The 24,745-nt window shown below is 67.2% G+C and carries 17 protein-coding genes; 7 read left to right on the top strand and 10 right to left on the bottom strand.

The window, feature by feature from the left end; genetic code table 11:
- The first annotated feature begins 97 nt into the window (after positions 1 to 97).
- The gene (locus tag AC3A5K_RS10070) at positions 98 to 952 is read left to right on the top strand and encodes an XOO1806 family protein (RefSeq protein WP_487617731.1); all 855 of its coding nucleotides are present in this window, start codon (positions 98 to 100) and stop codon (positions 950 to 952) included.
- A gap of 570 nt (positions 953 to 1,522) precedes the next feature.
- Positions 1,523 to 4,444, top strand: a complete 2,922-nt coding sequence (locus tag AC3A5K_RS10075) for a TonB-dependent receptor plug domain-containing protein (protein WP_487617386.1) — start codon at positions 1,523 to 1,525, stop codon at positions 4,442 to 4,444.
- Positions 4,445 to 4,917: 473 nt separating this feature from the next.
- Here the strand turns inward: AC3A5K_RS10075 and AC3A5K_RS10080 are convergent, their stop codons facing one another.
- The 5 genes from AC3A5K_RS10080 to AC3A5K_RS10100 all read right to left on the bottom strand — a co-directional run bounded on the left by AC3A5K_RS10080 (position 4,918) and on the right by AC3A5K_RS10100 (position 11,394).
- Positions 4,918 to 6,576, bottom strand: coding sequence for a tetratricopeptide repeat protein (locus tag AC3A5K_RS10080; protein WP_487617387.1), 1,659 nt, complete (start codon positions 6,574 to 6,576; stop codon positions 4,918 to 4,920).
- Between the two features lie 63 nt (positions 6,577 to 6,639).
- Positions 6,640 to 7,083: a hypothetical protein gene (locus tag AC3A5K_RS10085; RefSeq protein WP_487617388.1), complete on the bottom strand. Its 444-nt coding sequence runs from the start codon at positions 7,081 to 7,083 to the stop codon at positions 6,640 to 6,642.
- Between the two features lie 41 nt (positions 7,084 to 7,124).
- Complete coding sequence (locus tag AC3A5K_RS10090; protein WP_487617389.1) at positions 7,125 to 8,399, bottom strand: aspartyl/asparaginyl beta-hydroxylase domain-containing protein; 1,275 nt, start codon at positions 8,397 to 8,399, stop codon at positions 7,125 to 7,127.
- A 120-nt stretch (positions 8,400 to 8,519) separates the two neighbouring features.
- On the bottom strand, positions 8,520 to 10,301 hold the full coding sequence (locus AC3A5K_RS10095; protein WP_487617390.1) for a phosphoenolpyruvate carboxykinase (GTP): 1,782 nt from the start codon (positions 10,299 to 10,301) through the stop codon (positions 8,520 to 8,522).
- Positions 10,302 to 10,773: 472 nt separating this feature from the next.
- Positions 10,774 to 11,394, bottom strand: coding sequence for a TetR/AcrR family transcriptional regulator (locus AC3A5K_RS10100; protein ID WP_487617391.1), 621 nt, complete (start codon positions 11,392 to 11,394; stop codon positions 10,774 to 10,776).
- Positions 11,395 to 11,580: 186 nt separating this feature from the next.
- Between AC3A5K_RS10100 and AC3A5K_RS10105 the strand changes: the two genes are divergently transcribed.
- From AC3A5K_RS10105 to AC3A5K_RS10115, 3 genes are all read left to right on the top strand, one after another.
- Positions 11,581 to 14,058, top strand: coding sequence for an acyl-CoA dehydrogenase (locus AC3A5K_RS10105; protein WP_487617392.1), 2,478 nt, complete (start codon positions 11,581 to 11,583; stop codon positions 14,056 to 14,058).
- A 91-nt stretch (positions 14,059 to 14,149) separates the two neighbouring features.
- Positions 14,150 to 14,629, top strand: coding sequence for a hotdog fold domain-containing protein (locus AC3A5K_RS10110; protein ID WP_487617393.1), 480 nt, complete (start codon positions 14,150 to 14,152; stop codon positions 14,627 to 14,629).
- A gap of 10 nt (positions 14,630 to 14,639) precedes the next feature.
- Positions 14,640 to 15,023: a hypothetical protein gene (locus AC3A5K_RS10115; protein WP_487617394.1), complete on the top strand. Its 384-nt coding sequence runs from the start codon at positions 14,640 to 14,642 to the stop codon at positions 15,021 to 15,023.
- 93 nt (positions 15,024 to 15,116) lie between these two features.
- Here AC3A5K_RS10115 and AC3A5K_RS10120 read toward each other — a convergent pair whose 3' ends face one another.
- Positions 15,117 to 16,253 (bottom strand): NAD-dependent epimerase/dehydratase family protein, encoded by a 1,137-nt coding sequence (locus AC3A5K_RS10120; protein ID WP_487617395.1) that lies wholly within the window; start codon positions 16,251 to 16,253, stop codon positions 15,117 to 15,119.
- Positions 16,237 to 17,610 carry an NTP/NDP exchange transporter gene (locus AC3A5K_RS10125; RefSeq protein ID WP_487617396.1) on the bottom strand — a complete coding sequence of 458 codons (1,374 nt, stop codon included), beginning with the start codon at positions 17,608 to 17,610 and terminating at the stop codon, positions 16,237 to 16,239. Before AC3A5K_RS10125 ends, AC3A5K_RS10120 begins: the two co-directional genes overlap by 17 nt.
- 115 nt (positions 17,611 to 17,725) lie before the next feature.
- On the opposite strand from AC3A5K_RS10125, the gene AC3A5K_RS10130 reads away from it, so the two are divergent.
- On the top strand, positions 17,726 to 19,333 hold the full coding sequence (locus tag AC3A5K_RS10130) for a GMC family oxidoreductase (RefSeq protein ID WP_487617397.1): 1,608 nt from the start codon (positions 17,726 to 17,728) through the stop codon (positions 19,331 to 19,333).
- Positions 19,334 to 19,345: 12 nt separating this feature from the next.
- On the opposite strand, the gene AC3A5K_RS10135 is transcribed toward AC3A5K_RS10130, so the two are convergent.
- Together AC3A5K_RS10135 and AC3A5K_RS10140 are read right to left on the bottom strand one after the other, a co-directional pair.
- On the bottom strand, positions 19,346 to 21,241 hold the full coding sequence (locus AC3A5K_RS10135) for a M48 family metallopeptidase (RefSeq protein ID WP_487617398.1): 1,896 nt from the start codon (positions 21,239 to 21,241) through the stop codon (positions 19,346 to 19,348).
- Positions 21,242 to 21,386: 145 nt separating this feature from the next.
- The gene (locus AC3A5K_RS10140; RefSeq protein ID WP_487617399.1) at positions 21,387 to 21,989 is read right to left on the bottom strand and encodes a LemA family protein; all 603 of its coding nucleotides are present in this window, start codon (positions 21,987 to 21,989) and stop codon (positions 21,387 to 21,389) included.
- A gap of 84 nt (positions 21,990 to 22,073) precedes the next feature.
- Here AC3A5K_RS10140 and AC3A5K_RS10145 point away from each other — a divergent pair, with 84 nt between their 5' ends.
- Positions 22,074 to 23,510, top strand: coding sequence for a serine hydrolase domain-containing protein (locus AC3A5K_RS10145; RefSeq protein WP_487617400.1), 1,437 nt, complete (start codon positions 22,074 to 22,076; stop codon positions 23,508 to 23,510).
- A 138-nt stretch (positions 23,511 to 23,648) separates the two neighbouring features.
- Here AC3A5K_RS10145 and AC3A5K_RS10150 read toward each other — a convergent pair whose 3' ends face one another.
- Positions 23,649 to 24,206, bottom strand: a complete 558-nt coding sequence (locus AC3A5K_RS10150; protein WP_487617401.1) for a histidine biosynthesis protein HisIE — start codon at positions 24,204 to 24,206, stop codon at positions 23,649 to 23,651.
- Between the last annotated feature and the right edge of the window lie 539 nt (positions 24,207 to 24,745).

Here is a 24,745-nt window from a genome sequence, read left to right on the forward strand (position 1 = left end):
GAGTGGCGGGACCACGATTGTTAAATAAACATAAATGCCCTAGAGTCGACGTTCGAAATTGGGGAACTTCCCGGTAAAGGAACCGGTCACATCGGCCATGCGACGTCCTGTCACCCGCCTTCTTCTCGCCTGCTCGCTCGCGCTCGCCGCGATGACGGGCGCGCACGCACAGGAGAAGCGAAGCCAGACGGTGCTGCCGGTGCTCGATTCCTCGGGCAAGGTCGAGGCATTTCTCGTCCTCGAACCCGCCACCGCCAACCAGGCGGGCGGACGCTGGCGCTTCGGTGAAAGCCAGTTCGACGCCGCGTTTGGCCTCGAGGCCGGTCGCTCGCTCGCCCTGCTCTGCAGTCCGGGCAGCAGCTTCAACGGTGCCGTGGCCAGCCTGGCGCGGAACTGCCAGCTCGCGTCCCTCGGCAACAACTCGACCGGTAGCCGGCGCGCAAGCGCGACTGCCGCGTTCAGTCGACCCGGCGGCAACGTCGGCCTGAGCGTCAGCGACGGTCGAGACACCCTGCCCAACTGGGTCACGCCTTCGCGCGCGGCCGCCTCGGCCGGCAATGTGGACATCCACGATCTCACCGTGTTCGCGAAGAAGAACATCGGCGACGACGCATATGTCTCGCTGGCGGGCACGCTGGCCAAGGCCACACTGATTCCGTCCAGTGCCGCACCGGCGGATCTCAGTGACCAGTGGACCAGCCGCAGCCTGAGCGTGGGCGGCGGCATCGGGCGCTTCAGTGCCAACATCGTTGGCCAGGTCGTCGACACGCCCGGCCTCCCCAAGTGGGAAGGCCTCGGTCTCGGCGTCAGCTGGCGTACGCCGTGGAGCGGGCAGCTCACCGTCGGCGCCGACAACGTCGTGACTCGCGGCCGTAATCCGTTCTCGAAGATGGCGGAAGCCGCCGAGGACGAAGGTGCTGTGCCTTACATCCGGTACCAGCAGGATCTTTGAGCACTGAAGTTTGCCAGCGTCCATTGCTGCCAGCCGCTGCCGCGCTACAGGCAACTCAGCTCGGTTTATCCGGTTACTCGCCCTTGAGGACGACGGCCCTCTGTCGGTAAGAGCAAGTTCTTCGTGCCTTCCTCGAATCGCTCGCATATGCCTCGGCCGATTCTTCAATCGCGCAGCGAGTTGCTCTGCTGAAAGCGCTCAAGCCTTAAACACGTAGAGATCGAACTGTCAACTCGAATCCTGCGGGTCGAGCGATCGTGCGAACGAGCGTTCGCACATCGCCGTATCGCAGGCACTCCCATCGCAGCTCGGCCAGCTCAAAGCACGCCAGGTACTGATGGAGTCGGCTCCACACGATCTGCGTAACTGGAACAGCAGGCATCCTCTTTCGCGATGGGAAACGGACGCTTACACGCCCAACATTGCTATTTCGGGACAATTCTTAACGGGACTTTAATTTCCCCAGACAGCCAACTACTATCGGATAGACCTTGCGCAGTTTGGCGTTTCAATTGACGCCTTCAGCGGGTTCAACTGGAGAGTTCCGAAGTTTTCTATCTGGAGAGAGAGATGACCTTGAAGAGCAATAAGCTGCGCGATGCGATCACGTTCGCCCTTATCGCAGGCATGACCACTGTTGCGGGTACCGGCGTCGCGCTTGCTCAGGACGCGGATGGATCCACCGCTACCACGCGAGCGACCGAGCTCGACACCATTACGGTGACCGGCTCACGTATCAAGAGCCAGACGTTCACCTCATCCAGCCCGGTCACCGAGATCAGCGCCGAGGAGTTCAGGAATTACGGTGCGACCACGGTGGAGGACTTGGTCAACCAGTATCCGCAGCTCGATCTCAACTTCGACAACTTCAGCAACAACCCCTCGTACGGCCACGCCACCGTCTCGCTGCGCGGCCTCGGCCCGCAGCGCACGTTGACCCTGGTCAACGGTCGCCGCCTGCCCTCGAGCCGTAACGAACTCGCCGACCCGTCGATCGTGCCCGCAGCGCTGATCCGCCAGGTCGACGTGCTGTCGGGTGGTGCGTCCGCCGTGTACGGCGCCGATGCCGTCGCGGGTGTCGTCAACTTCATCCTCGACGACCGGTTCGAAGGCGTCAGCCTCAACGCCGGCTGGTCGGCTTACCAGCACGACAACGACAACAGGGAACTGCAGGCGCTGAACGAGGCAAGCGGTTTCCCGGTGCCCAAGGGCAACTCCGGATCCGACGGCATCAGCCGCAACGCCGATATCGTGCTTGGCGGCAGCTTCGCCGACAACCGCGGCCACGCGGTTGGCTGGCTGACCTGGCGCGAGAACGACGCGCTGTTCCACAGCCAGCGCGACTACTCCGCATGTTCGGTGTGGTACGACGACGCGGTGTGCGGCGGCTCGGGCACTGCCGATCCCGCCCGTTTCTCGGTCAGCGAATACGCCAATGGCGCCGCGCGCCCCTGGCCGACCGGCACGGCGGTTCCGCAGATGATCTACAACGGGACCGGTTACGAGCGGGGTTCGTACCTCTACAACTACGCCCCGGCCAACTACTTCCAGCGTCCGGACAGCCGCACGACCGCGGGCTTCATGGGCAGCTTCGAGATCAGTGAACACTTCGAGCCGTATATCGAGGCGATGTTCGTCGAACGCCGTTCCGGGATCCAGATCGCCGAATCAGGCGCGTTCGGCGTGCCAGTGGTCGTCGACTGCGTCAACCCGCTGATCGGCACCCTGTGCGCCGATGCCGGTGTCACCACCGCTCAGACCCAGGTCCAGGTGTGGAAGCGCAATGTGGAAGGTGGACCGCGCCGGACGGAGACCGACGACAACACCCACCGCATCGTAGCCGGTGTGCGTGGCAGCCTGTTCGACTCGTCCTGGAGCTACGACGTCTCGATGCTGTTCGGCAGAACCAAGACCGTCGAGATCGGCAAGAACGATTTCCTGATCAGCCGGATCGCGGCCGCTGCGACGGGCTGTGACGATCCGCGCTACGGCAGCTTCCAGGGGTGTATCCCTTACGACGTCTGGACCGACGACATTTCCGTCGAGGCGGCCAATGCGATGGCCGGCACCAGCTTCGGCGTGTTCAAGACCAGCTACAACGCGCTGTCCGCGGAAGCTTCGGGCTTCCTGGGCTTCGGCTTCCCGAGCGCCGGCGGCGAGGAAATCGGCCTGGCCGTGGGTATGGAGCGCCGCCAGTACACGTACTACAGCGAGTACGACAGCGATTCGGCTGCGGGCAATTTCGCAGGATCCGGCGCGTCCGACCTTCCTGTCGATGCGTCCAATTCTGTCAGCGATTTCTTCGCCGAGGTGGCACTGCCGGTCTACGTGGGCGAGGGAGCGTTCAACCGCTTCGACGCCTCGCTGGGCTATCGCTATTCCGACGACAAGACCATCGGCAATTACGATACCTACAAGCTGGGCCTGAGCAGCTCGTTCCTGGACAGCAAGCTGCTCGTGCGTGCCGGTTACAACCGCGCCGTGCGGGCTCCGAGCCTGAACGACCTGTACTACACTCAGCGTATCGCCCTGGGCGGCACGACAGACTTCTGTGCGGGCCCCGCCGCGGATCTCGACTTCACCCCCGAGCAGTGCGCGCGCACGGGCGTTCCGGTCTCGGCCTATGGCTCCGTGCCGACGAGTCCGGCCAACCAGTACTACGCCCTGCTCGGCGGCAACCCGAGCCTCGGTACCGAGACGGCGGATACCTACACCGTCGGTTTCGCGATCGAGCCCATCGACAATCTCAATCTGGCGGTCGACTGGTACAACATCGAGATCTCCGGCGCGATCGGCGGCGTCGGTTACAACAACATCCAGATTCTGTGCATGACGCAAAACCTGTACTGCGACCAGATCAAGCGTGATGCGCGCACGGGCCAGTACGATCTGTGGGTCGGATTGGCGGCCGATCCGGCGTCGGGCCACATCGTCAACGTGCCCGACAATCTGGGTGTGTTCGAACGCACCGGTGTCGATCTGAACGTCAACTACGGCTTCGATCTCGGCCCGGGCCGGGCGACGGCCAGCCTGGCAGGCACCTACGTGCTCAAGGACTACACCCAGGCGCTGGAGGACGACGCCTCGACTGGTTACGACTGCAAGGGCCTCGTCAACAACACCGAGATCTGTCAGACGCCGAAGTGGCGTCACGTGGCCTCGCTCGGTTACTCGTGGGACCGTTACGGCGTCCGCGCGCGCTGGCGCCATGTCGGCGGGATGGACTACCGGAATGCGGACGGCTCGGCGGTGACGGGCGTCAACCAGATCATCTGGCTCGACAACGGTGTGTCGTCCTACAACTACCTCGACCTGAGCGGCAGCATCGGGGTCGGTCCGGCGCTGATCACCCTGGGCGTGAACAACGTGCTCGACAAGACGCCGCCGTTCGTGGGTGATGCGGACGGCTCATGGGACAGCCACGCCAACTCCCTGCCGGGTTACGACCAGGTCGGTCGTTACCTGTTCGGAAGCGTCCAGCTGAAGTTCTGATTCGCGACGTTACAGGGTCAAAGAAAAGCGGCGGGCTTCGGCCCGCCGCTTTTTTGTGCCCGGTTGGAGACCACCGGGCGCATGTCTACGTGCCCCGCTCAGGATCCACCATCGGCCGCGATTTCCTTCCTTTCGAGTTCGCGGGCCGCCTCGCGTCCCGCATTCATGCGTTCATCGCGCTGCTCCTGCGTCATACACACCCGTTTTCTCATGCGACTGCCGGTGACCAGCTCGTAATCGCAGACCTTGGCGTGCCGGTCCTGTCCAGCGGCTTCGGGGGGGCGACGCCACAGCCGCTTCCGCCGACTGGCGCGCGAGTGCGGGCCCGATCGACAGAGATACGACGACACCCGCGACCAGGGCCGCACGACCAGCCGGAGAGCGCAGAAAGCGGGAGACACGGGCAGACGCGTTGCGCATGGCGGACACCTCGAAGTAGGCACGAATGGCTTGCGAGCGCGGCAAGCGGAGACTCAAGTATGTCCGGTTTGCCGGTGCGTCGCCCCGTCCCGCGGCTGCATGTCGAACGCCATCGTCAGGCGGGAACAAGGGGCAGCGAACGGCACCGTGCCGTGCCACATGAAGGACGGAAACAGCGCCAGATGGCCGGGCCTCGGCCGGAGTACCCGTCGGGGCGGCAGATCGAGACCCAGTTCGTCCAGAGGCTGGCCGAACTGGAGCCATCCGGCGCGCGACGCCTCGTCCGCAGCGAGCACACTGTCCGGCACCGCCACGTAGAACGCCGAACTCATCCAGCCTCGCGGATGGACGTGGTTCGAATGCCGTCCCGACGAAGCGAGCTTCACCGACCACGACCCGACGAACGCCACACTGCGCCGCTTGCGCGCGAGAAACGGATGCGTCGGGTCGTCCGGCAGCGTCGCCAGCCAGCGGTCCACCGCGGTGCACAAGGCGACTTCGGCCTCGCGGATGACCCGGTCGCCACGACCGAAAAGCTGGCCCGCCGTCTGCGTGCCCCCGCGCACGCTCTGGTGCACCGGCTCCCGGCTTGCGCCGTGCATCGCATCCAGCGCGACCTCCAGCACGCGCAGAAACGAAGCCAGGTCGGCATACCCCGCCGGCGGTGCGATCTCGACGACGCCCACCAGCCGCTCGTAGTCGAACAGCCAGTGCTCCCGCGGATCATCCGCCAGCCGCCATGCCGTGCCGAGCAGGCTCCAGCCTTCCTGATTGCGCGGATCGAGCGTGACCGCCCGTTGCGCGCACGCGGTCGCGAGCGCGAGCCGCTGCGTGCGCAATGCATGCCTCGCCTGCGCGTTGAGGAAGTCCGGCACGTCCGCGAGACCCGTGCGCGCCGCGGCCTCGTAGGCGCTCGTCGCGTCGTCGCCCTGCCCCAGGGCGTCCAGGGCATCGGCATAGAACCACGTCAGCACGCCATCGCCGGGATCGCGCCGGCGCAGCGGCTGCAACAGCGCGAGCGCCTCGTCCGCACGTCCGGATGCCCGCAGCATTCGCGCGAGCGCCAACAGCAGCGCACGGTTGCCCGGTTGTGCACGTGCCGCTGCACGCAACGGTGCAAGCGGTTCCTCATCCGGCGCGAGGTCCGCGCCGTACTCCCACAACAGGTTGCCCAATGTCTCGTGTGCCGGTGCATGAGCCGGATACCGGGCGACGAGACGACGCGCGTTCTGCAGCGCCTCGGCAGGACGGCCCGCATCGGCGAGCACGCCGGTGATGGCGTCCTCCACCTCGGGCGACGCGTTGCCGCGGCGGTGCAGCAGGTCCTGCGCGCTGCGAAATGCGGCCAGTGCCTCGTCGATGCGTCCGAGCAGGCGCAACACCACGCCAAGGTCGACCCAGGCAGCCGCGTGATCCGGATACAGCCCGAGCGCCTTGTGCAAGACCGGTTCCGACTCGTCCGGCCGATCCTGCTCGCGCAGGATCTTGCCGCGTCGCGCGAGCGCCACGCCGTAGTTGCGCGAGACGACCGGGCTTCCCGGCTGCAGCGCCAGGGCATGTTCGAACGCAGCATCCGAGCGCGCGTCGCGGCCACTGCCTGCCAGGCACATGCCCAGCAACTGCCATGCATCCGCTGCCCGCGGCGCCCGCGCGACGAGGGCCTCGGCGACCGCCAGCGCCTCGACCGCGCGCCCGGACTGCAGTGCCTGCAACGCGTGCCTGAAATGGTGTGCGTCCCCGGCATCCAGCGGCCGGTTGCCCGCTACGTCGGTCACTCAGCGCACACGGCGCACGCGCACAGACAGGCCGTTCGGCATCACCATCTGATAGCCCCCGAGCACCGCCCTGCGCATCTGCACCACACCGCCCGCCCGCATCTGGCCACCGCCGCTGTCGGACTGCGTCCAGACCTGGCCGTTCTCAAGATGGAACGTGCGCCGACCGCCGCTGCCATGATCGATCCGCGTGACCGTGCTTTCGATGCGTTCGGGTTCCTGCGTGCCGACGACGTTGCCGGCATCGCGCGTCGCCTCGAGGCCGAACGCCGCTTCTGCCTGCTCGCCCGCCGCCGCGATGACCTCGGGCGACGGCGGGAATGCCCGGTCGTAGCACGCCAGCCGCGCGGGCGCGTCGGCCACGCCGGCGCAAGGATGACCGGCCTGTTGTGCGGCCAGCGGCCCTGCGCACAGACCGAGACACGCCAGCAGACATGCGCGCATCGACATCGGAGCTCGGTGGTTCCAGAGCATGGTCAATTCCCTTATTCGCTCGTGCTCGCGGTACGCCACTGCCGCATCGCGTCCGCCAGCTCGCGCGCTATCTCCCGTTCCGCCGGGCTGAGCAGCGGATTCCACACATCGAACATCAGGATCACGCGCATCTGGTCGCTATCGTTGCGGGCCTCGTGCTCGATCGTGTCGTCGAACACCCAGCACTTGCCTTCGCGCCATTGCCGCCTGTCGTATCCGACCCGATAGCTGCAGCCGTCGGGCACCACCAGCGGCAGGTGCGCAACCAGCCGCGCGTTGGTTTCACCGGTATGGGGCGGAATATGTGCGCCAGGCGCCAGCGCGGAGAACATCGCATTCGGGCACAGCCCGGCGATCTGCGCGGCATCCACCAGCGCGAGGGCTTCGGCGGTACGCGGGCATTGCGACAGGTGCTCCTCGACCGGCTTGCCGTGCGCATAGAGATGGAAACCGCTCCAGTTGCGCGAGTGGTTGAGCTGGTCCCACTGGTTGACCGGATCGCCCGGACCGTACTGGATGTAGGGGACGAACTCGCTGCCCCGACTGGCCAGCATGTCCTGCAGCTCCGACTTGATAGCATCGGTGCGCGACTCGAGTTCGCGCATCCACGGGAACAGGGCGTCGTCATAGAACGGGATCGCCGGCAGGCGCGGCACGTGCAGCTGGTGGCATTCCGAGTGGTAGGGCCGGGTCTTGCCGGCGAGGATCGCCACAGCCTCGTCCCAGCGGCCCGAAGCGGCTGGCTCGACCGCCTCCCGCGTGGCGGCGACCTGATGCGCCAGATAGTCGGCCAGCGCATCGGTATCGTCGCGCACCACTTCACGGGCATGTTCGAGTCGCCGCCGAAGCGCAGCTGGCCACTGTGACTCTTCAGGCGCCACTTTCAGCGCATCGCGGAACACCGCAGCCGCGGAGCGGGTGTGGCGCTGGCGTTCGAGAAACTCGGCCCTGGCCAGCAGGCCAGGCAGGAAGTAGGCATCGATCTGCAGTGCGTCGATGATCGCGCGCCATTCCTGCTCGGGCTGGGCGAGTTCGCGGAACACCCGCGAGACGGTCAACGGAATCATCGGGTCGCGCGGCGCGCGCGCGCGCGCGTCCTGCAGCAGCGCGAGTGCCTCCTGGGCATCTCCACGCTGGAAGGCGTGGACACCGAGACTGAACAACGCTTGGACATTGCCGCGATCGAGCGCATGCACCTGTGTCCAGATGCGCTCGGCATCCTGCCAACGTCCCGCAGCCGCCGCGCTGCCTGCTGCATTCACCAGTCCAGCCAATGATTCGGTCACGCGTGCAATCCAGTGTGTTCCGGGATGTTCCTCGATTCTAGCCGCGTGAATCGGTCACGCGGCATCGCCGGGCACGCGATCGCGCCCGCCAGGCACAGGGCGCATCCGGGTCTTCGTCTGCTACTGCTGGATGGCGTCCGGCAATCGCGGGCGATACGCGGCCAGTGCATGCTCGACTTCGGCGCGCTCGACTTCCCAGGCCTCCGGCTCGTACGTCAGGATCCTCGTCAGCGACGTGCTCGCGTCAGCTGATGCCGGCAGGGCGATTGCGCCCGCACACGGCAACCGGCCAAGCGGCGTCTCCGATGCGGGGACCTCGCCCTCCACCCGCCCGATGATCCACTCGAGCACCCGCAGGTTTTCTCCGAACCCCGGCCAGAGATATCGGCCGGCCGCGTCCTTGCGGAACCAGTTGACGTGGAAGATCTTCGGCAGCGCGGCGCCTGGGCGATCGAACGAGAGCCAGTGGGCGAAGTAGTCGCCGAAGTGATAGCCGCAGAACGGCTTCATCGCCATGGGATCGCGGCGCACGACGCCGACCTGCCCGGTCGCGGCAGCGGTGGTTTCGGATGCCATCGCGGCGCCAACTGAAACACCGTGGGTCCAGTCGCGTGCTTCGAAGACCAGCGGCATCGTGGTGGCGCGACGCCCACCGAACACGATCGCCGAAATCGGCACGCCCTGCGGGTCCTCCGCATGCGGTGAGTAGGTCGGACACTGCTTCGCCGAGACGGTAAAACGCGCATTGGGATGCGCTGCAGGTCCATTCGCCGGATCGAAGGGGCGCCCGCGCCAGTCGGTCACCGGAACGCGATCGTCGAGGCCTTCCCACCAGGGCTGCCGGTCGGCTGTCAGCGCCACGTTGGTGTAGATCGTGTCGCGCTGGATCGTCGCCAGGGCATTGGGATTCGAAGCCGCGGAGGTCCCCGGCGCGACGCCGAAGAAACCGGCTTCGGGATTGATCGCCCACAGCCGCCCGTCTGCGCCGGGGCGCATCCAGCAGATGTCGTCGCCGACCGTCCAGACCTTCCATCCGGCCTCGCGGTAGGCCTCGGGCGGGATCAGCATCGCGAGGTTGGTCTTGCCGCAGGCGCTGGGAAAGGCCGCGGCGATGTAGTGGATCACGCCCTGCGGATTCTCGATGCCGACGATCAGCATGTGCTCGGCCAGCCAGCCCTCCTGGCGCGCCTGCCAGGAGGCGATGCGCAACGCATGGCATTTCTTGCCGAGCAATGCGTTGCCGCCGTAGCCCGAGCCATAGGACTTGATCGCCAGCTCCTCGGGGAAGTGCATGATGAAACGACGATCGGGATCGAGTTCGCCGATCGAATGCAGGCCGCGCACGAACACTGTGCCGTCCCCGCCCCGCGCCACGTGCGCCGCCTCGTCACGCGCGATGCGCTGGAGCGCGGCATCGCCCATCCGCGTCATCAGACGCATGTTGGCGACCACATACGGCGAATCGGTGATCTCGACGCCGCAGCGCGCGAGCGGCGAATCGATCGGTCCCATGCAGTAGGGGACGACGTAAAGCGTACGGCCCTGCATGCAGCCGTCGAACAGCGCATCCATCTGCGCGTGCGCGTCGGATGGCGCCATCCAGTGATTGTTGGGGCCGGCATCGTCGCGTTCGCGCGTACAAACGAAGGTCAGATGTTCAACGCGCGCGACGTCGTCGGGATCCGAGCGGTGCAGCCAGCAACCCGGATGCGTCTCCGGATTGAGGGGTATCAAGGTGCCGTCGTCCTGCATCCGCGCCAGTAGCGCCTGGTATTCGGCGTCGCTGCCGTCGCACCAGTGGATCGCCTCCGGCCGCGTCAGCTGCGCCACTTCGTCGACCCACGCCTCGAGCGATACGGGACCGCGGTTTCGATCGCCTGACGCATTCGACATCGGCTGCATGAAGACTCCTGGGCGACGGACGCGCCGAGTCTATTCGTCACACTTGCAACCAGTCGCGCTGCACTGCCGCAGCTACCGGTGTCAGTGGCGGCCCACGGCACTCCGCCGATCTGGAGACGCGTACTGCAGCGGGAGGTCTTGCGCGACAAGCACGCCGGGATCGGCTGCCTGGCATCGGTGGGTTTCAGCGCGCCGCAGGTCTCTGCAGAGCGACGCTTCGCTCCCCAGGACCGCAGCGCGGCGGCTCAAGATGCTCGAGAACGAATTACATGACGCAGGGGAGCGATCTTCGCCCTGCCGTCAATCAAGCCCTGATGTCGTTGACACTGCGCACGCATACACATCAGCCAAGCAAGCGACGTGGCGGCGCTCTACGGGGGCAGACCGCGGAGACGATCGCCCATGAAGCGCCACCTTCGCTCGCTGCATCGATTCCGGGTGCGGGGCCAGAAAGCCCCGCCGCCGCATCGATTCAGGCAGGCACCAGCGTCTGCGCCAGATGTTCGACGTAGGCGTCGAATTCGTCCTGCTGCATGCGCGCCTGGTGCAGCTGCAGATTGAGCTGCAGGAAGCCCACATACGCCGCATAGGTCAGCCGCGCACGGTGTTGCGCGTCCTCGCGGCCGAGACCGGCCTGGCGGAACGACGCGGTCAGGTAATCCAGGCGGCGCTTGGAGACGCGTTCGATCACGGGATTGACCGTCGCGTGGTCCTGCGCCTTCAGCAATGCGCTGTAGATCACGTGCGACTTGTATTCGCGCGCGACCATGTTGAACAACGCGCGCAGACGTTCACGCGCATCCGGCATTTTCTCGAGTGCACCGAACAGGGCCTCCTGCTCGACGTTCTCCCAGCGCTCCAGTGCGGCCTGCAGCAAGGCATCGCGGGACGGAAAGTGCCAGTAGAAGCTGCCCTTGGTCACGCCCAGACGCCTGGCGAGCGGCTCGACCGCGACCGCCTGCACCCCCGTTTCGGCGATGAGATCGAGCGCGGCCTGCGCCCAGTCGTCGGCACTCAGGCGGCCCTGGCGTTCGGCCGGCGGGCCATCGGTCTGCGGCGCTGCGGCGGCAAGCTTGGAGGCGGGTCTGCTCATCGCGACAGTCTATCCATACGCATCCATCCGCAACAGTATCGACGCGCCGGACACAGGCCGGGTGGCAGCATTGACAGCACCGGAAACCGTAACCATACTCGACCGTACGGTCAGCATCGGGACCCTCCCGTGCAGCCGGCCCAGCGCCGGTCCCGTTTTCTGTCACGCCGATTGCCGGAGTTGATGATGAGCGTCGCGATTCCCTTCCTCGCCTTTTTGCTGGCGGGCGCCTTCGCCGCCTACCACCGCCTGCGGCTGGCCTACTGGGCCGCCCTTACCGTCACGGTGCTGCTGGCCTGCTGGCTGCTCGGCGCCAACGGCACCGCCACTCTGATCGCCGCGCTGCTGGTGGCCGCGATTGCGGTGCCGTTGCTGATCGCGCCGGTGCGCAAGGCGCTGATCACCACGCCGCTGCTGAAGTTCTTCCGCAAGGTGCTGCCGCCACTGTCGCAGACCGAGCGCATCGCGCTGGAAACCGGCTCGGTCGGCTTCGAGGGCGAGCTGTTCACAGGCGATCCGGATTGGCAGAAGCTGCTCGACTATCCCAAGCCGCAGCTCACTGCCGAGGAGCAGGCCTTCCTCGACGGGCCGGTCGAAGAACTCTGCAGCATGATCAACGACTGGGAGATCACCCACGTCCATGCCGATCTGCCGCCGGAGCTGTGGCACTACATCAAGGTCAACAAGTTCTTCGGCATGATCATTCCGAAGGCACATGGCGGCCTGGGGTTCTCCGCGCTGGCGCACCACAAGGTGATCCAGAAGCTGTCGTCGGTGTCCAGCGTCGTCAGTTCGACGGTCGGCGTGCCGAACTCGCTCGGCCCGGGCGAACTGCTCAACCACTACGGCACCAAGGAACAGAAGGATTACTACCTGCCCCGTCTGGCTGTGGGTGAGGAAGTGCCGTGCTTCGGCCTGACCGGCCCGTTCGCCGGTTCCGACGCAACCTCGATTCCGGATTACGGCATCGTCTGCAAGGGCGAGTGGAATGGCGCGAACGTGCTCGGCGTGCGCCTGACCTTCGACAAGCGTTACATCACGCTGGCGCCGGTGGCGACGCTGATCGGCCTCGCGTTCCGCATGTACGACCCGGACGGCCTGATCGGCGACACCAATGACATCGGCATCACCCTGGCCTTGGTGCCGCGCGAAACGCCGGGCGTCGAGATCGGACGTCGTCATTTCCCGCTCAACTCGCCGTTCCAGAACGGCCCGATCCACGGCGAAGAGGTCTTCATTCCGCTGAGCCAGCTGATCGGCGGCGCCGAGATGGCCGGCAAGGGCTGGAACATGCTCAACGAGTGCCTCGCCGTCGGCCGTTCGATCACCCTGCCCTCCACCGCCTCGGGCGGCGCGAAGGCAGGCGCGGTCGTGACCGGTGCGTATGCACGCATCCGCAAGCAGTTCGGCCTGTCGGTCGGCCGCTTCGAGGGCGTCGAGGAAGCGCTGGCACGCATCGGCGGCAAGGCCTATGCGATCAGTGCGCTGGCCCAGGCGACCGCCGCTGCGGTCGACCGCGGCGACGTGCCGTCGGTGCCGTCGGCGATCGCGAAGTACCACTGCACCTCGATGGGCCGCGAGGTCGTCAGCGACGTCATGGATGTCGTCGGCGGCAAGGGCATCATCCTGGGCCCGAAGAACTTCGTCGGCCGCAGCTGGCAGGCCGCGCCGATCGGTATCACCGTCGAGGGCGCGAACATCATGACGCGCAGCCTGCTGATCTTCGGCCAGGGCGCGATCCTGTGCCATCCGTGGGTCATGAAGGAGATGAAGGCGGCGCAGGATCCGGACGCGCAGCGCGGGCTCGACGAATTCGACCGCAACCTCTTCGGCCACATCGGCTTTGCGATCTCCAACGCCGTGCGCTCGATCTGGTTCGGCCTGACCGGCGCGAAGATCGGCGCGGCGCCCGGCGACGATTACACCCGCCGCTACTTCCGCAAGCTCGACCGGTATTCCGCCAACCTCGCGCTGATGGCCGACGTGTCCATGCTGACGCTCGGCGGCAAGCTGAAGTTCAAGGAATCGCTGTCGGGCCGCCTGGGCGACGTGCTGAGCCACATCTACATGACCAGCGCGATGCTCAAGCGCTACCACGACGAGGGCGCGCCGCAGGCCGACCAGCCACTGCTGGCCTGGGCCTTCCACGACAGCGTGCACAAGATCGAGACCGCGCTGTCGGCAGCGCTGCGCAACTTCCCGATCCGTCCGGTCGGCTGGCTGATGTGGCTGCTGATCTTCCCGTGGGGCCGTCGTGCGGAGGCGCCGGGCGATCGTCTGTCGCGTCGTGTCGCCGCACTGCTGATGGCACCGAACGAAGCGCGTTCGCGTCTGGCCGAGGGTGTGTTCATGACCCCGTGCGAGAACAACCCCGGTGGCCGCATCGACAGCTACCTGGCCAAGGCGATTGCCGCCGAGCCGGTAGAGCGCAAGTTCCTCAAGGCGCTGAAGAGCAAGGGCATCGAGGCGCTGGACTACGACGCACAGCTGGACGAGGCCGTGCGCGAAGGCCACATCACGCCCGAGGAGCGCGCGCTGCTGGTCGAACTGCGCGAGATCACGCTCGATGCCATCACGGTCGATGATTTCGACACCGAGGAACTGCGTTCGGCCGGCTATCGCGCGCCGACGCAGGCGTCGAGCGAGTCGCGCGAAGCGGCCTGAGCGCCGCGCGTGACGTGACACCGGCAACGGCGGGCCAGTCCCGCCGTTGTCGTATCCGGCCTTCCGGTTCCACCCGTATTCGGAGCATGCGATGACTGCCCCACTGCTGACGCTGCGCAACCGCCTCATCCGCTGGCCGGGCGGCGCCTGGCTGTTCGGATATCTCGTCTGTCGCAAGGCGCCTTACTTTTCCAGCATCGCGCCCCGCATCACTGCGCTGCAGGAGGGGCGTGGCGAAGCGACGATGCGCCACCGCCGCGCCGTCACCAACCACATCGGCACCGTGCATGCGATCGCGCTGTGCAATCTGGCCGAACTGATCGGCGGCTTGACCACCGACGTCAGCATTCCGGCATCGATGCGCTGGATTCCCAAGGGCATGACCGTCGAATACCTGAAGAAGGCGGTCGGCACGATGCACGCCACCGCGACGCCTGCGATCGCGCCGGTGGAATCGGACGTGGGCTATGCCTTGCCGGTCCACGTGGTGATCCGCGATCCGGCCGGCGATGCGGTGTTCCGCGCGGAGATCGCGATGTGGGTCTCGCCGCGCAGCGCGCGAAGCGCTTGAGCACGCGCAAATGCCACCCGCCTTCGACTGGCTGATCCTCGCCTGCGGTCTGCACAGCGCGGCCTTCGCACTGTTCCACCTCGGCTTCTGGCGCCTGTTCGACTGGCCGCGGACGCTGCAGACGACCACGCGCCCCAATCGCGCCATCGTGCAGATCGCGAACGCGCAACTCGTCTGGGTGTTCGGCGCAGTCGCCCTGCTCTGTTTCGCAATGCCCGGCGAGCTGGACGGCACGCCGCTCGGGCGGGCCGTGCTCGCCGCGATGGGCGGATTCTGGTGGCTGCGGCTGGTGCTGCAGTTCGTCTGGCTGCGGCTGCGCCATCCGCTGGGGCACGGCTTGAGCCTGTCCTTTCTCGCCGGCGCGCTGCTGTTCACCGGGGCCGCGCTGCGCTGAAATGCGGTCTGTGGGCGCGTGCTTGCGCGATGGCGCTTTCAGGATGGAGCCCCATCGCGCGCAAGCGCGCGCCCACGGAAGAGCAGCGAGGCCTCAGCCGCTGCGCGCGTGCCACGCCGCCAGCACTTCGGCCTCGCGTTGCGGCGTCAGTCCGGACTTGAGCGCGGCGCGACGTTCGGCCGGCTGCGCGCGCCACCACGCCAGGGTGTCGCGCACCGTGTCGTCGATCGGGCGATGGGTGAGTCCGGCCGCGATCGCACGATCCACGCGCGTCCGGCCGAAGCCGGCGTACTCGCCCACCGGCGCGATCCACACCGGCATGTCGGACCACGCGTTCACGCCCTGCGCTTCGAGAAACTCCGCGGGCAGCCACGTCAGCCGCGCATCCGGCGCACCGCCGGCCGCCTTCGCCTGCCGCAGGCAGCTGTCGAGCAGCCGCCCCATGTCGAGCGTGCCGGGCGCCGCGTCGGCGTTGAACGTGCCGGTCGTGTCCAGTTCGATCAGCTGCAGCAGGAATGCCGCGAGATCGCGCACATCGATGCACTGGGTCGGATTGTCGGGCCCACCGGGCGCTGCGATCTCGCCGCCGCGGTCCGCGCGTGCGGGCCAGTACGTGAAGCGGTCGGTCGGATCGCCGGGCCCGACGATCAGCCCGGGCCGCACCACTGATGTGCGGCCGGGCAACGCGCTTTGCGCGGCGCGCTCGCAGGCGGCCTTGAGCCCGCCGTAGCTCTCGCCGGTGATCGTGCGTGTGGACGGATCCTCCAGCGTCGCCAGCGCGCTGTCCTCGTCATTGCCGATGTCGTTGCGGGCGTATACCGAAATCGACGAAATCAGCTGGTAGTGGCCGACGCGGCCGGCGAGCAACGACGCGCTGCGCGCGACGTCGTCGGGGAAATACGCCGAGGTGTCGAGCACCGCGTCCCAGCGGCGGTCGCCTTCGAGCGCGACGAGATCGTCCTTGCGATCGCCGCGCAGCTGTTCGATACCGGCGAGCGGCGTGCCGTCGAAGCGCGTCGAGTTGCTGCGACCGCGGTTGAACAGGGTCAGCGTGTGCCCCCGGGCGTGCGCCCGTTCGACGAAGTGCGGCCCGAGGAAGCCGGTGCCGCCGAGGACCAGAAGTTTCAGCGGACGCGTCGCGCGTCCGGTCGATGCGAAGACGGCGGCCGGCAGCGCGGCGAGCGCGCCGGCGGTCAGGCTGTGGGCGAGGAACTCACGACGGCTTGCCATGGGTGTGCTCCTGAGGCCGGGCAGGTGCCGGCTGTTCCGGCAGCCTGCGCTCGGCGCGGATCACGCGCCATGCGCCGAAGGTCATGCCCAGCGCGATGCCGATGCCGGCCACGAACACCAGCTGCGACCCCAGCGTTGCCAGCGCCTTGTGCACCCAGACGAAGGTCACGTCGCCGCCGCGGTACACGGCCGTGTCGATGACCGCCTTGGCCTTGTAGCGGGATTCGCGGCTCACACGGGTGTAGAGCGTTTCGCGCGCCGGCTTGGCCAGCGAGAACTCGCTGGCGCGCGTCATCACCTGCACCGTTGCGATCAGCAACGGCAGCGGCGAGGCCGACAGCAGCGAGAAGCCGATCAGGATCGCCACCGCCGGCAACAGCAGCAACGGCCCCACGCCGAACCGACGCAGCAGCCAGCGCGTCAGCAGCAACTGCACCAGGATCGTCAGGCTGGCGACGGCCCAGTCGATGATCGAGTAGTAACGCGTCGCGGCCTCGGCGGTGGGATACAGGCGTCGCACGATCGCGGCCTGCTCGTTGTAGAGCAGCGTGCCCACGCCGACGCCGAAGAACATCAGCATCGCGAGGCCGCGCAGCAGCGGATCGGCGGCAATGAGTTTCAGGCCGGCCCAGATCGAACCGCCGATCGCCTGCTCGCCCTGTTCGGCGCGCGTCGCCTCGTTGCGCCGCGCCCAGCTGCGTAGCTTGAGGATGCACAGCAGGCACACACACAGGAAACCGACCGAGACCAGAGTCAGATTCGCCACGCCGATCCGGCCGACCAGCATCGTCGTGATGAAGGGTCCGACGAAGGCGCCGATCGTGCCGCCCGCGCCGATGTAGCCGTAGTAGCGCTTGGCGTGCTCGTTGTCGAACACGTCGGCCATGAAGCTCCAGAACACGCTCACCGCGAACAGGTTGAACACCGCGATCCAGACGAAGAACAGCGCGCCGCGGCCCTGCAGATCCGTGTCGAACGCCCAGCGGAACCCCAGCAGGCAGACGATGAAGATCAGATACACCACCGGCAGGAACACCCGGCGCGGGAAGCGCGACACCAGCGCGCCGTAGAGCGGCTGCAACAGCAGCATCACCACGAACGTCGCGCTGAAGAGCGCCTGCAGCGTGAACTCGCCCAGTGCGATGCCGCGCGCCGCGGCCCAGTCCAGCAGGAAAGACGGAAACACCGCGGACGCATCCGACGACGCGCCCATCGCATCGCGCACCGGGCGCAGCACGTAATAGCCGCACAGCAGGCAGAAGAAATACAGCAGCGCCCACCACAGCGGCGGCGACTCGGCCAGCGCGGCGCGGAATGGACTGCGCCCGCGTGGCGGGGCAGCAACCGGCTCGATCATCGTGAGCACGCAGGCGGAAGACGACGCGCACGTTAGCCCAGCCCCGCGGCCGCCGCCAGCGCCGCGACCCGCCCAGCGCCTATGCTGCCCGCCTCTTCCGCCGTCGAACCCCAGCATGTCCAGACGCCCTGCCCCGGTCTACGACTACGTCATCGTCGGCGCGGGTTCGGCCGGTTGCGTGCTCGCGCACCGGCTCAGCGCCGATCCCGACGTCCGCGTGCTGCTGCTCGAGGCAGGCCCGCGCGACTGGCATCCCTACATCCACATGCCGGCCGGGCTGGCGAAGCTGGTCAACCAGCGCCAGCTCAACTGGAACTACGACACCGAACCCCAGCCGCAGCTCGACGGCCGCCGGCTGTGGTGGCCGCGTGGCCGGGTGCTGGGCGGTTCGAGCGCGATCAATGCCATGTGCTACACCCGCGGCGTACCGGCCGACTACGACGCCTGGGCCGCCCTGGGCGCCGACGGCTGGGACTGGGCGACCGTGCGGCCCTACTTCCTGCGCAGCGAGGGCAACAGCCGCGGCCGCGACGCGTGGCACGGCGACGCGGGGCCGCTGTCGGTGTCGGACCTGCGGCATGTCGATCCGCTCTCGCGCATGTTCGTGGACGCCGGCGCACAGGCCGGGCTGGCGCGCAACGCCGATTTCAACGGCGCAGCGCAGGACGGCGTGGGTCTGTACCAGGTGACCCAGCGCAACGGTGCGCGCTGCTCGGCGGCCGTCGCCTATCTCGATCCGGCCACGCGCGCGCGGCCCAACCTGACCATCGAGACCGGCGCACTGGCCAGCCGGCTGACGTTCGAACACGGCCGCGTAACCGGCGTGGTCTATGCCGGTCCGCGCGGCGCCTTCCATCAGCCGGCGCTGCGCGAAGTGCTGCTGTGCGGCGGCACGGTCAATACGCCGCAGCTGCTGATGCTGTCCGGTGTGGGCCCCGCCGATGCCCTGCGACGGCTGCGGATTCAGGTGGTCCACGATGCGCCCGGCGTCGGTGCGAACCTGCAGGACCACCTCGACATCTGCACCCTGCACCGCGCGAACCAGCCCATCGGCTACGACCGGCTCAGCGATGCCGCGGTCGCGTTCGACTATTACCTGCGCGGCCGGCGCGGACCGGGCACCAGCAACATCGCCGAGGCCGGCGGCTTCGTCCGTTCACGCTGCGCGCCCGATGCCCGCGCCGATATCCAGCTGCACTTCGTGCCGGCCATGCTCGACGATCACGGCCGCAACCGGCTGGCCGGTCACGGCTACACCCTGCACGCCTGCATGCTGCGTCCGCGCAGCCGCGGGCGGATCACGCTGGCCAGCCAGCGGATCAGCGATGCGCCGCGTATCGACGCCGGCTATCTCACGGATGCCGACGGATTCGACCTGCGCACGATGGTGGAATGCGCGCGCATCTCGCGCGACATCCTGGCCCAGCCGGCCTTCGATGCCGTGCGCGGTGCACCGGTCTACCCGGCACGCAGCGATCTGGACGACAGCGCGCTGGCCGCCTTCGTGCGGGCCAAGGCGGAATCGGTCTATCACCCCGTGGGCAGTTGCCGCATGGGCCGCGACGAGGCCGCCGTGGTCGATCCGGTGCTGCGCGTGCGCGGTGTCGAAGGCCTGCGCGTCGTCGACGCCTCGGTCATGCCGACGCTGCCGGGCGGCAACACGAACGCACCGGTGACGATGATCGCCGAGCGCGCGGCAGACCTGATCCGCGGCGTCGCCTGACGCAGGCGTCGCCTAGCGATGCGGCAGTTGTTCCAGGCTGGGCGGCAGCGGGCAGTGCAGCACGCCGCAGATCGTGCGCAGCAGTTCGGATTCGGCGACGCTGACGCGGCCGTCGTGACTGACCGCCGCGGTGATCGCTTCCACCATCACCTGCTTGGCCAGCGGATCCAGCGCGTCGAGCGGCTCCCAGACATCGTCCAGCGCCAGCACGCCGCGGGGTGACGGCGCATACGGCAGATGGTCGCGCGGCAGCACGCGCTGCATGCCGGCGAGATAGGCGCGCTGCGCGGCGGCGCGGTCGTCGGGATTGCCGGCCTCGGCGACGACCGACAGCAGGGTCGCGAATTCCTGCTTCACGTTGCCGGGCTTGCGACGCCCGAAACGCGCGTAGCGCGCGGGGTCGAGCGCCTCGCGCAGCTGCACCTCGAGCAGGCGCCCGAGGCAGTACTCGAACAACGAGACATGATCGTCGGCATGCGACATCGCGTGCACGGTGTCGAGGAACGCCGCCACGTCGGGACGCGCGCGCCGGCGCAGCACCGGGAACGCCATCGACGCCAGGGGCAGGCGCAGCATCGGGTGCAGTTCCAGCAGATGCGTCTGGCGCAGATGCTCGGCCTCGGTGGCGACCGCGGTGCCCATCCGGGCGACGATCTCCACACGCTGCTTGGCGCGCACGCCGGCTTCGGTGTCGAACAGCAGACCCAGCAGCAGCGGCATCGCGGCCTCGCGATGCATGGCCACGTCGTGCAGGGCGGGACTGACCGAGGTCACCAGCGCGTGTGCGCGTTCGTAATCGTCGTCATGCGGCTGCGCGACCTGGGCGGCGACCATCGGCGGTGTCACCGAAAGCGCACTGCCGGCCGGCGGCAGCGCCTCACCCGGCGGCACCAGGCCCATGGCGACGTCTTCCTGCAGACCGTCGGGTGGCGTCGACAGCCACTTCGCCTGCAGGCGGCTCATGTGCTCGGCGCGGAAGGCAGGCTCCAGCGCCTGGATGCGCTTGAGCAGCGGCGGATGCGTCGCAAACAGTCCGCTCAGCCCCAGGCCGTCGCCGAACAGCATGTGCGCGACTTCTTCGGCATCGTCGCGCTGGCTGAGCTGCGAACCCGATTCCAGCCCGCCGATCTTCTTCAGCGCACCGGCGATGCCCCGCGTCTGGCGCGTGAACTGCACCGCAGACGCATCGGCCAGTACTTCGCGGCTGCGGCTGACCCCGGCCTTGATCATGCGGCCGAAGAACACGCCCAGGCTGCCGACGGCGATCGCGACCATCGCGATGCCGAACATCAGCAGCGTGCCGCTGCCCCGCGCGCCACGTCCGTGCCACAGGATCTTGCGGCCGATGATGCCGATCATCAGGATGCCGAACAGCACGCCGACCAGCCGGATGTTGAGGCGCATGTCGCCGTTGAGGATGTGGCTGAACTCGTGCGCGACGACGCCCTGCAGCTCGTCCCGGTTGAGCCGGTCGAGCGTGCCGCGGGTCACCGCGACCACCGCGTCGGAGGTCGAGTAGCCGGCAGCGAAAGCATTGATCGCGCTTTCGTGTTCCAGCACGTAGATGCGCGGCACCGGCACGCCCGAGGCGATCGCCATTTCCTCGACCACATTGCGCAGCCGCCGCAGCTGCGGATCGGTGGTGTCTTCGGCGACCGGCACGCCGCCCATCTGCTGCGCGACCTTGTCGCCGCCTGTCCCCAGCGACGCGATCCGGAACAGCGAACCCAGACCGATCACGCCCAGCGTGATGAAGGCCGTGACCACCAGCGGACCCGGCTGCGGACCGATCACGACCAGTACGACGAGATCCACCGCGATCACGATGCCCAGCACGGCCAGCGCGAACAGCACGATCAGCCGGGTGCTGGCCCGGCGTGCCCGGGACTGGCGTTCGAAGAAGTTCATGGAGAAGCCGTGATTAGTGATTCGTGAGTCGTGATTGGGGAAGGCGGCAGTTGGCAGAATCCAACAGTTCTTCCGAGATATCCGGACAGGCAGTGCATGTACCTGCTCTTTCGAATCACCAATCCCGAATCACGAATCACAGCTCTCAGAACGACACCTTCGGCGCCTCGCGCACTTCGGCGCGATCGGCCGGAATATCGAGCAGCGCGGCTTCCTTGAAGTTGAACATGCCGGCGACCACGCTCGAGGGGAACACCTCGCGACGGTTGTTGTAGGCCATCACCGAGTCGTTGTAGGCCTGACGCGCGAACGCGACCTTGTTCTCGGTGCTGGTCAGCTCTTCGGTGAGCTGCATCATGTTCTGGCTGGCCTTGAGGTCCGGATAGGCTTCCGACACCGCGAGCAGGCGACCGAGGGCGCCATTGAGCATGCCCTGCGACTGCGCGAGCTGCGCCATCGCCGCAGGATCGCCGGGATCGGCCTTGGCGGCGGACAGGCCGGCCTGGGCCAGATTGCGCGCCTGGGTCACGGCTTCGAGCGTCTCGCGCTCGTGGCTCAGGTAGCCCTTGACCGTCTCGACCAGGTTCGGGATGAGGTCGAAGCGCCGCTGCAGCTGCACGTCGATCTGGGCGAAGGCATTCTTGTAGGCGTTGCGGGCCGTCACCAGCCTGTTGTAGATCGTGACCGCCCACAGCCCGAACACGATCACGATGCCCACAAAAACGAGCAGGATCATAAGGCTACCCATCAAACTTCCCCTTATTCATGCAAACGCGGAATCAGGCGCTATCATCGCCCCCATCCGCCAGAGCATACGCAGAGGGCAGGCCCGATGAAAAGCCAACATCCGGCGCGCCGGCATCTCGCCCGGCTCGGCCTGATCGGTCTGCTGCTGCCGGCAGCGCTGGGATCCGCCGCGCAGAGCCAGGTGCCGCCGGGCGCCGCCGTCGAAAGCGACGACATCGATACCGCACCTGCGGACATGCAGGCCGTGGTGCCGTTGAGCGAACGTCCCGCCGTCGTCAGCCGCGAAGATGCGGTCAAGCCGCAGCCGCTGATGCCGGTCAAGCAGGCGAAGCCGCTGGCGGCCGGATTCGATGTTCGCCTGTTCGAAGCGATGGCCCAGGACCTGGTCGCCAACCAGCGCGTGCCTGGTCTGGCGATGGCGATCGTGCATAACGGCCAGGTGCTGAGCGCGCGCGGCTACGGCATCACCGACGTCAAGTCGGCCGAGCCCGTCGACGGCCACACCGTGTTCCGGCTCGCCTCGCTGTCCAAGGCCTTCGCCGGCACCGTCACCGGCATGCTGGTGTCCGAAGGCGCGCTGCGCTGGGACAGCCACGTCGTCGACTACATGCCGTCGCTGCGCTTCTCCGATCCGCTCGCCGCCCAGCAGCTGACCGTGGCCGACGTGCTCAGCCATCGCGTCGGCCTGAGCCGCAACACCTACGATCGCGACATCGAACGCAACGCCGACTATCACGATCTCGTGCAGCGGCTGTCCGCGGTGCCGATGACCTGCCAGCCGGGCAACTGCTATGCCTACCAGAACGTCGCCTTCAGTCTGATCGGCGATGTGGTGTTCGCGACCTCGGGGCAGTTCTTCAGCGAGGCGGTATCGCGCCGGATCTTCAAGCCGCTCGGCATGAACGATGCCAGCTACGGTCTCGACGGTATCCAGGCGAGCGCACGCTGGGCCAAGCCGCATGTGCGCGCCGGTGGCGGCTGGACGTCGCTGATGCCCAAACCCACCTACTACCGGCTGGCGCCGGCCGCCGGCGTCAATGCCAGCATCGACGACATGGCCCAGTGGATGCTCGCCCAGACCGGCCACCGCACCGACGTGCTGCCGGCGCCGCTGCTGGCGACATTGCAGGCGCCGATCGTCGGCACCCCGCCGGAGATGCGCAATTCCTCGTGGCGCCGCGATCGCCTGGACGCCGCGGGTTACGGACTGGGCTGGCGCGTGTTCGATTATTCCGGCAACCGCGTGGTGTTCCACGGTGGCGCGGTGCAGGGCTATCGCGGCCTGATGGCGATGATGCCCGAGCGCGATCTCGGCATCGTGGTGCTGTGGAACTCGGAAAGCGGTCTGCCGTCCGGCCTGATGCCGACGATCCTCGACCGCGCCATCGGCCTGCCGCCGCAGCGCTGGCTCGACGTCGATCCCAACATCGAGGTGCTGCACGCGCAACGCGGGCGGCACGGTATGCCGGCGACCTCGGAAGGCGGCAGCACGTCGACACGGGCCGTTGCCACGCCGGAATGACCTGCACGGTGGCCGGCCGCCTGCGTCGCCACCGCTGACACGATCCACCGGGCACACGCGCCCGGATCCGATCCAAAAAAAACTCCTCCTCCGCCTGGGCCGCGGAGGAAGAGCTTCAGTATCGCGTGAGCCTGCGGATCAGATCAGCGGCGTCGGGGTCGTCGGAATCACGACCGGCGCAGCGGACTTCTTCGCGCGCTTGGCCGGCGCCTTCTTCGTGGCGGTCTTCTTGGAAGCGGTCTTCTTCGTCACCGACTTCTTGGTCGCAGCCTTCTTCGCGGTCTTCTTGGCGGCCGGCTTCTTGACAGCCTTCTTGGTCGCCGACTTGCGGGTTGCGGACTTCTTCGTCGTCTTCTTGGTCGCGGCCTTCTTGGTTGCCTTCTTGGCCGCCGACTTCTTGGTGGCCTTCTTGGCAGTCTTCTTCACGGCCTTCTTGGCCGTCTTCTTGGTGGCCGACTTCTTGGTCGCAGCCTTCTTGGTGGTCTTCTTCGCTGCCTTCTTGGCAACCTTCTTCTTGGCGACCTTCTTCGTCGCGGCCTTCTTGGTCGGACGCTTCACGGCCTTGGCGACCTTCTTGGCGACCTTCTTCACGGCCTTCTTGACGCGACTCACAACCTTCTTGGCAGCGGACTTCTTCGCGGTCTTCTTCGTCGCCTTCTTGGCGGGGGCTTTCTTTGCAGCTTTCTTCGTGGCCATGAGATGGCTCTCCTCGTCAGTGGACTTGCGTGTACAGCGGCCCAGTTCTCAATCGGCGCGCGGGAGTTGGACCCGCGTGCAACCGCCGACGCGCACCGCGCATCGGAACGGATTCGAAGGGAGTGTCGTCGGGCGCACGACGGGTTCCCGGTGATACAAAAACATCCGCGTCTTTCGGTCGGCGCGGATGTCGGCAAATTCGGTGTCGGATTTCTTCAGCGGTGACGATGCCCGCATCCACCGTGTGATGTTGCTGGCAGAGTTCCGGGTTGTGCTGCGCGTTGTTGTCGTGGCTCGACTCACTCGTCTGGCGGCAGGCGTCTGTTGCCGCGAAACCTAATCACGGTTTTTTCTACTGTCAACAGGCTGTCGCACTTTTTTTTCGACGGCGGTCCGGCGTGCGTGCCACGCGACGCACGTCTGCACGCGCATGCGTCGCCCGCAGGTGCCCGACCTCGCATGCATCACGCGCGAAGTGCATCGACGAAAGCGCACAAAACAAGTGGTATCGGATGCAGCGACTGCGCAGCGCGTCGACA

It is taken from the genome of Luteimonas sp. Soil_C_5 (genome assembly GCF_057656615.1).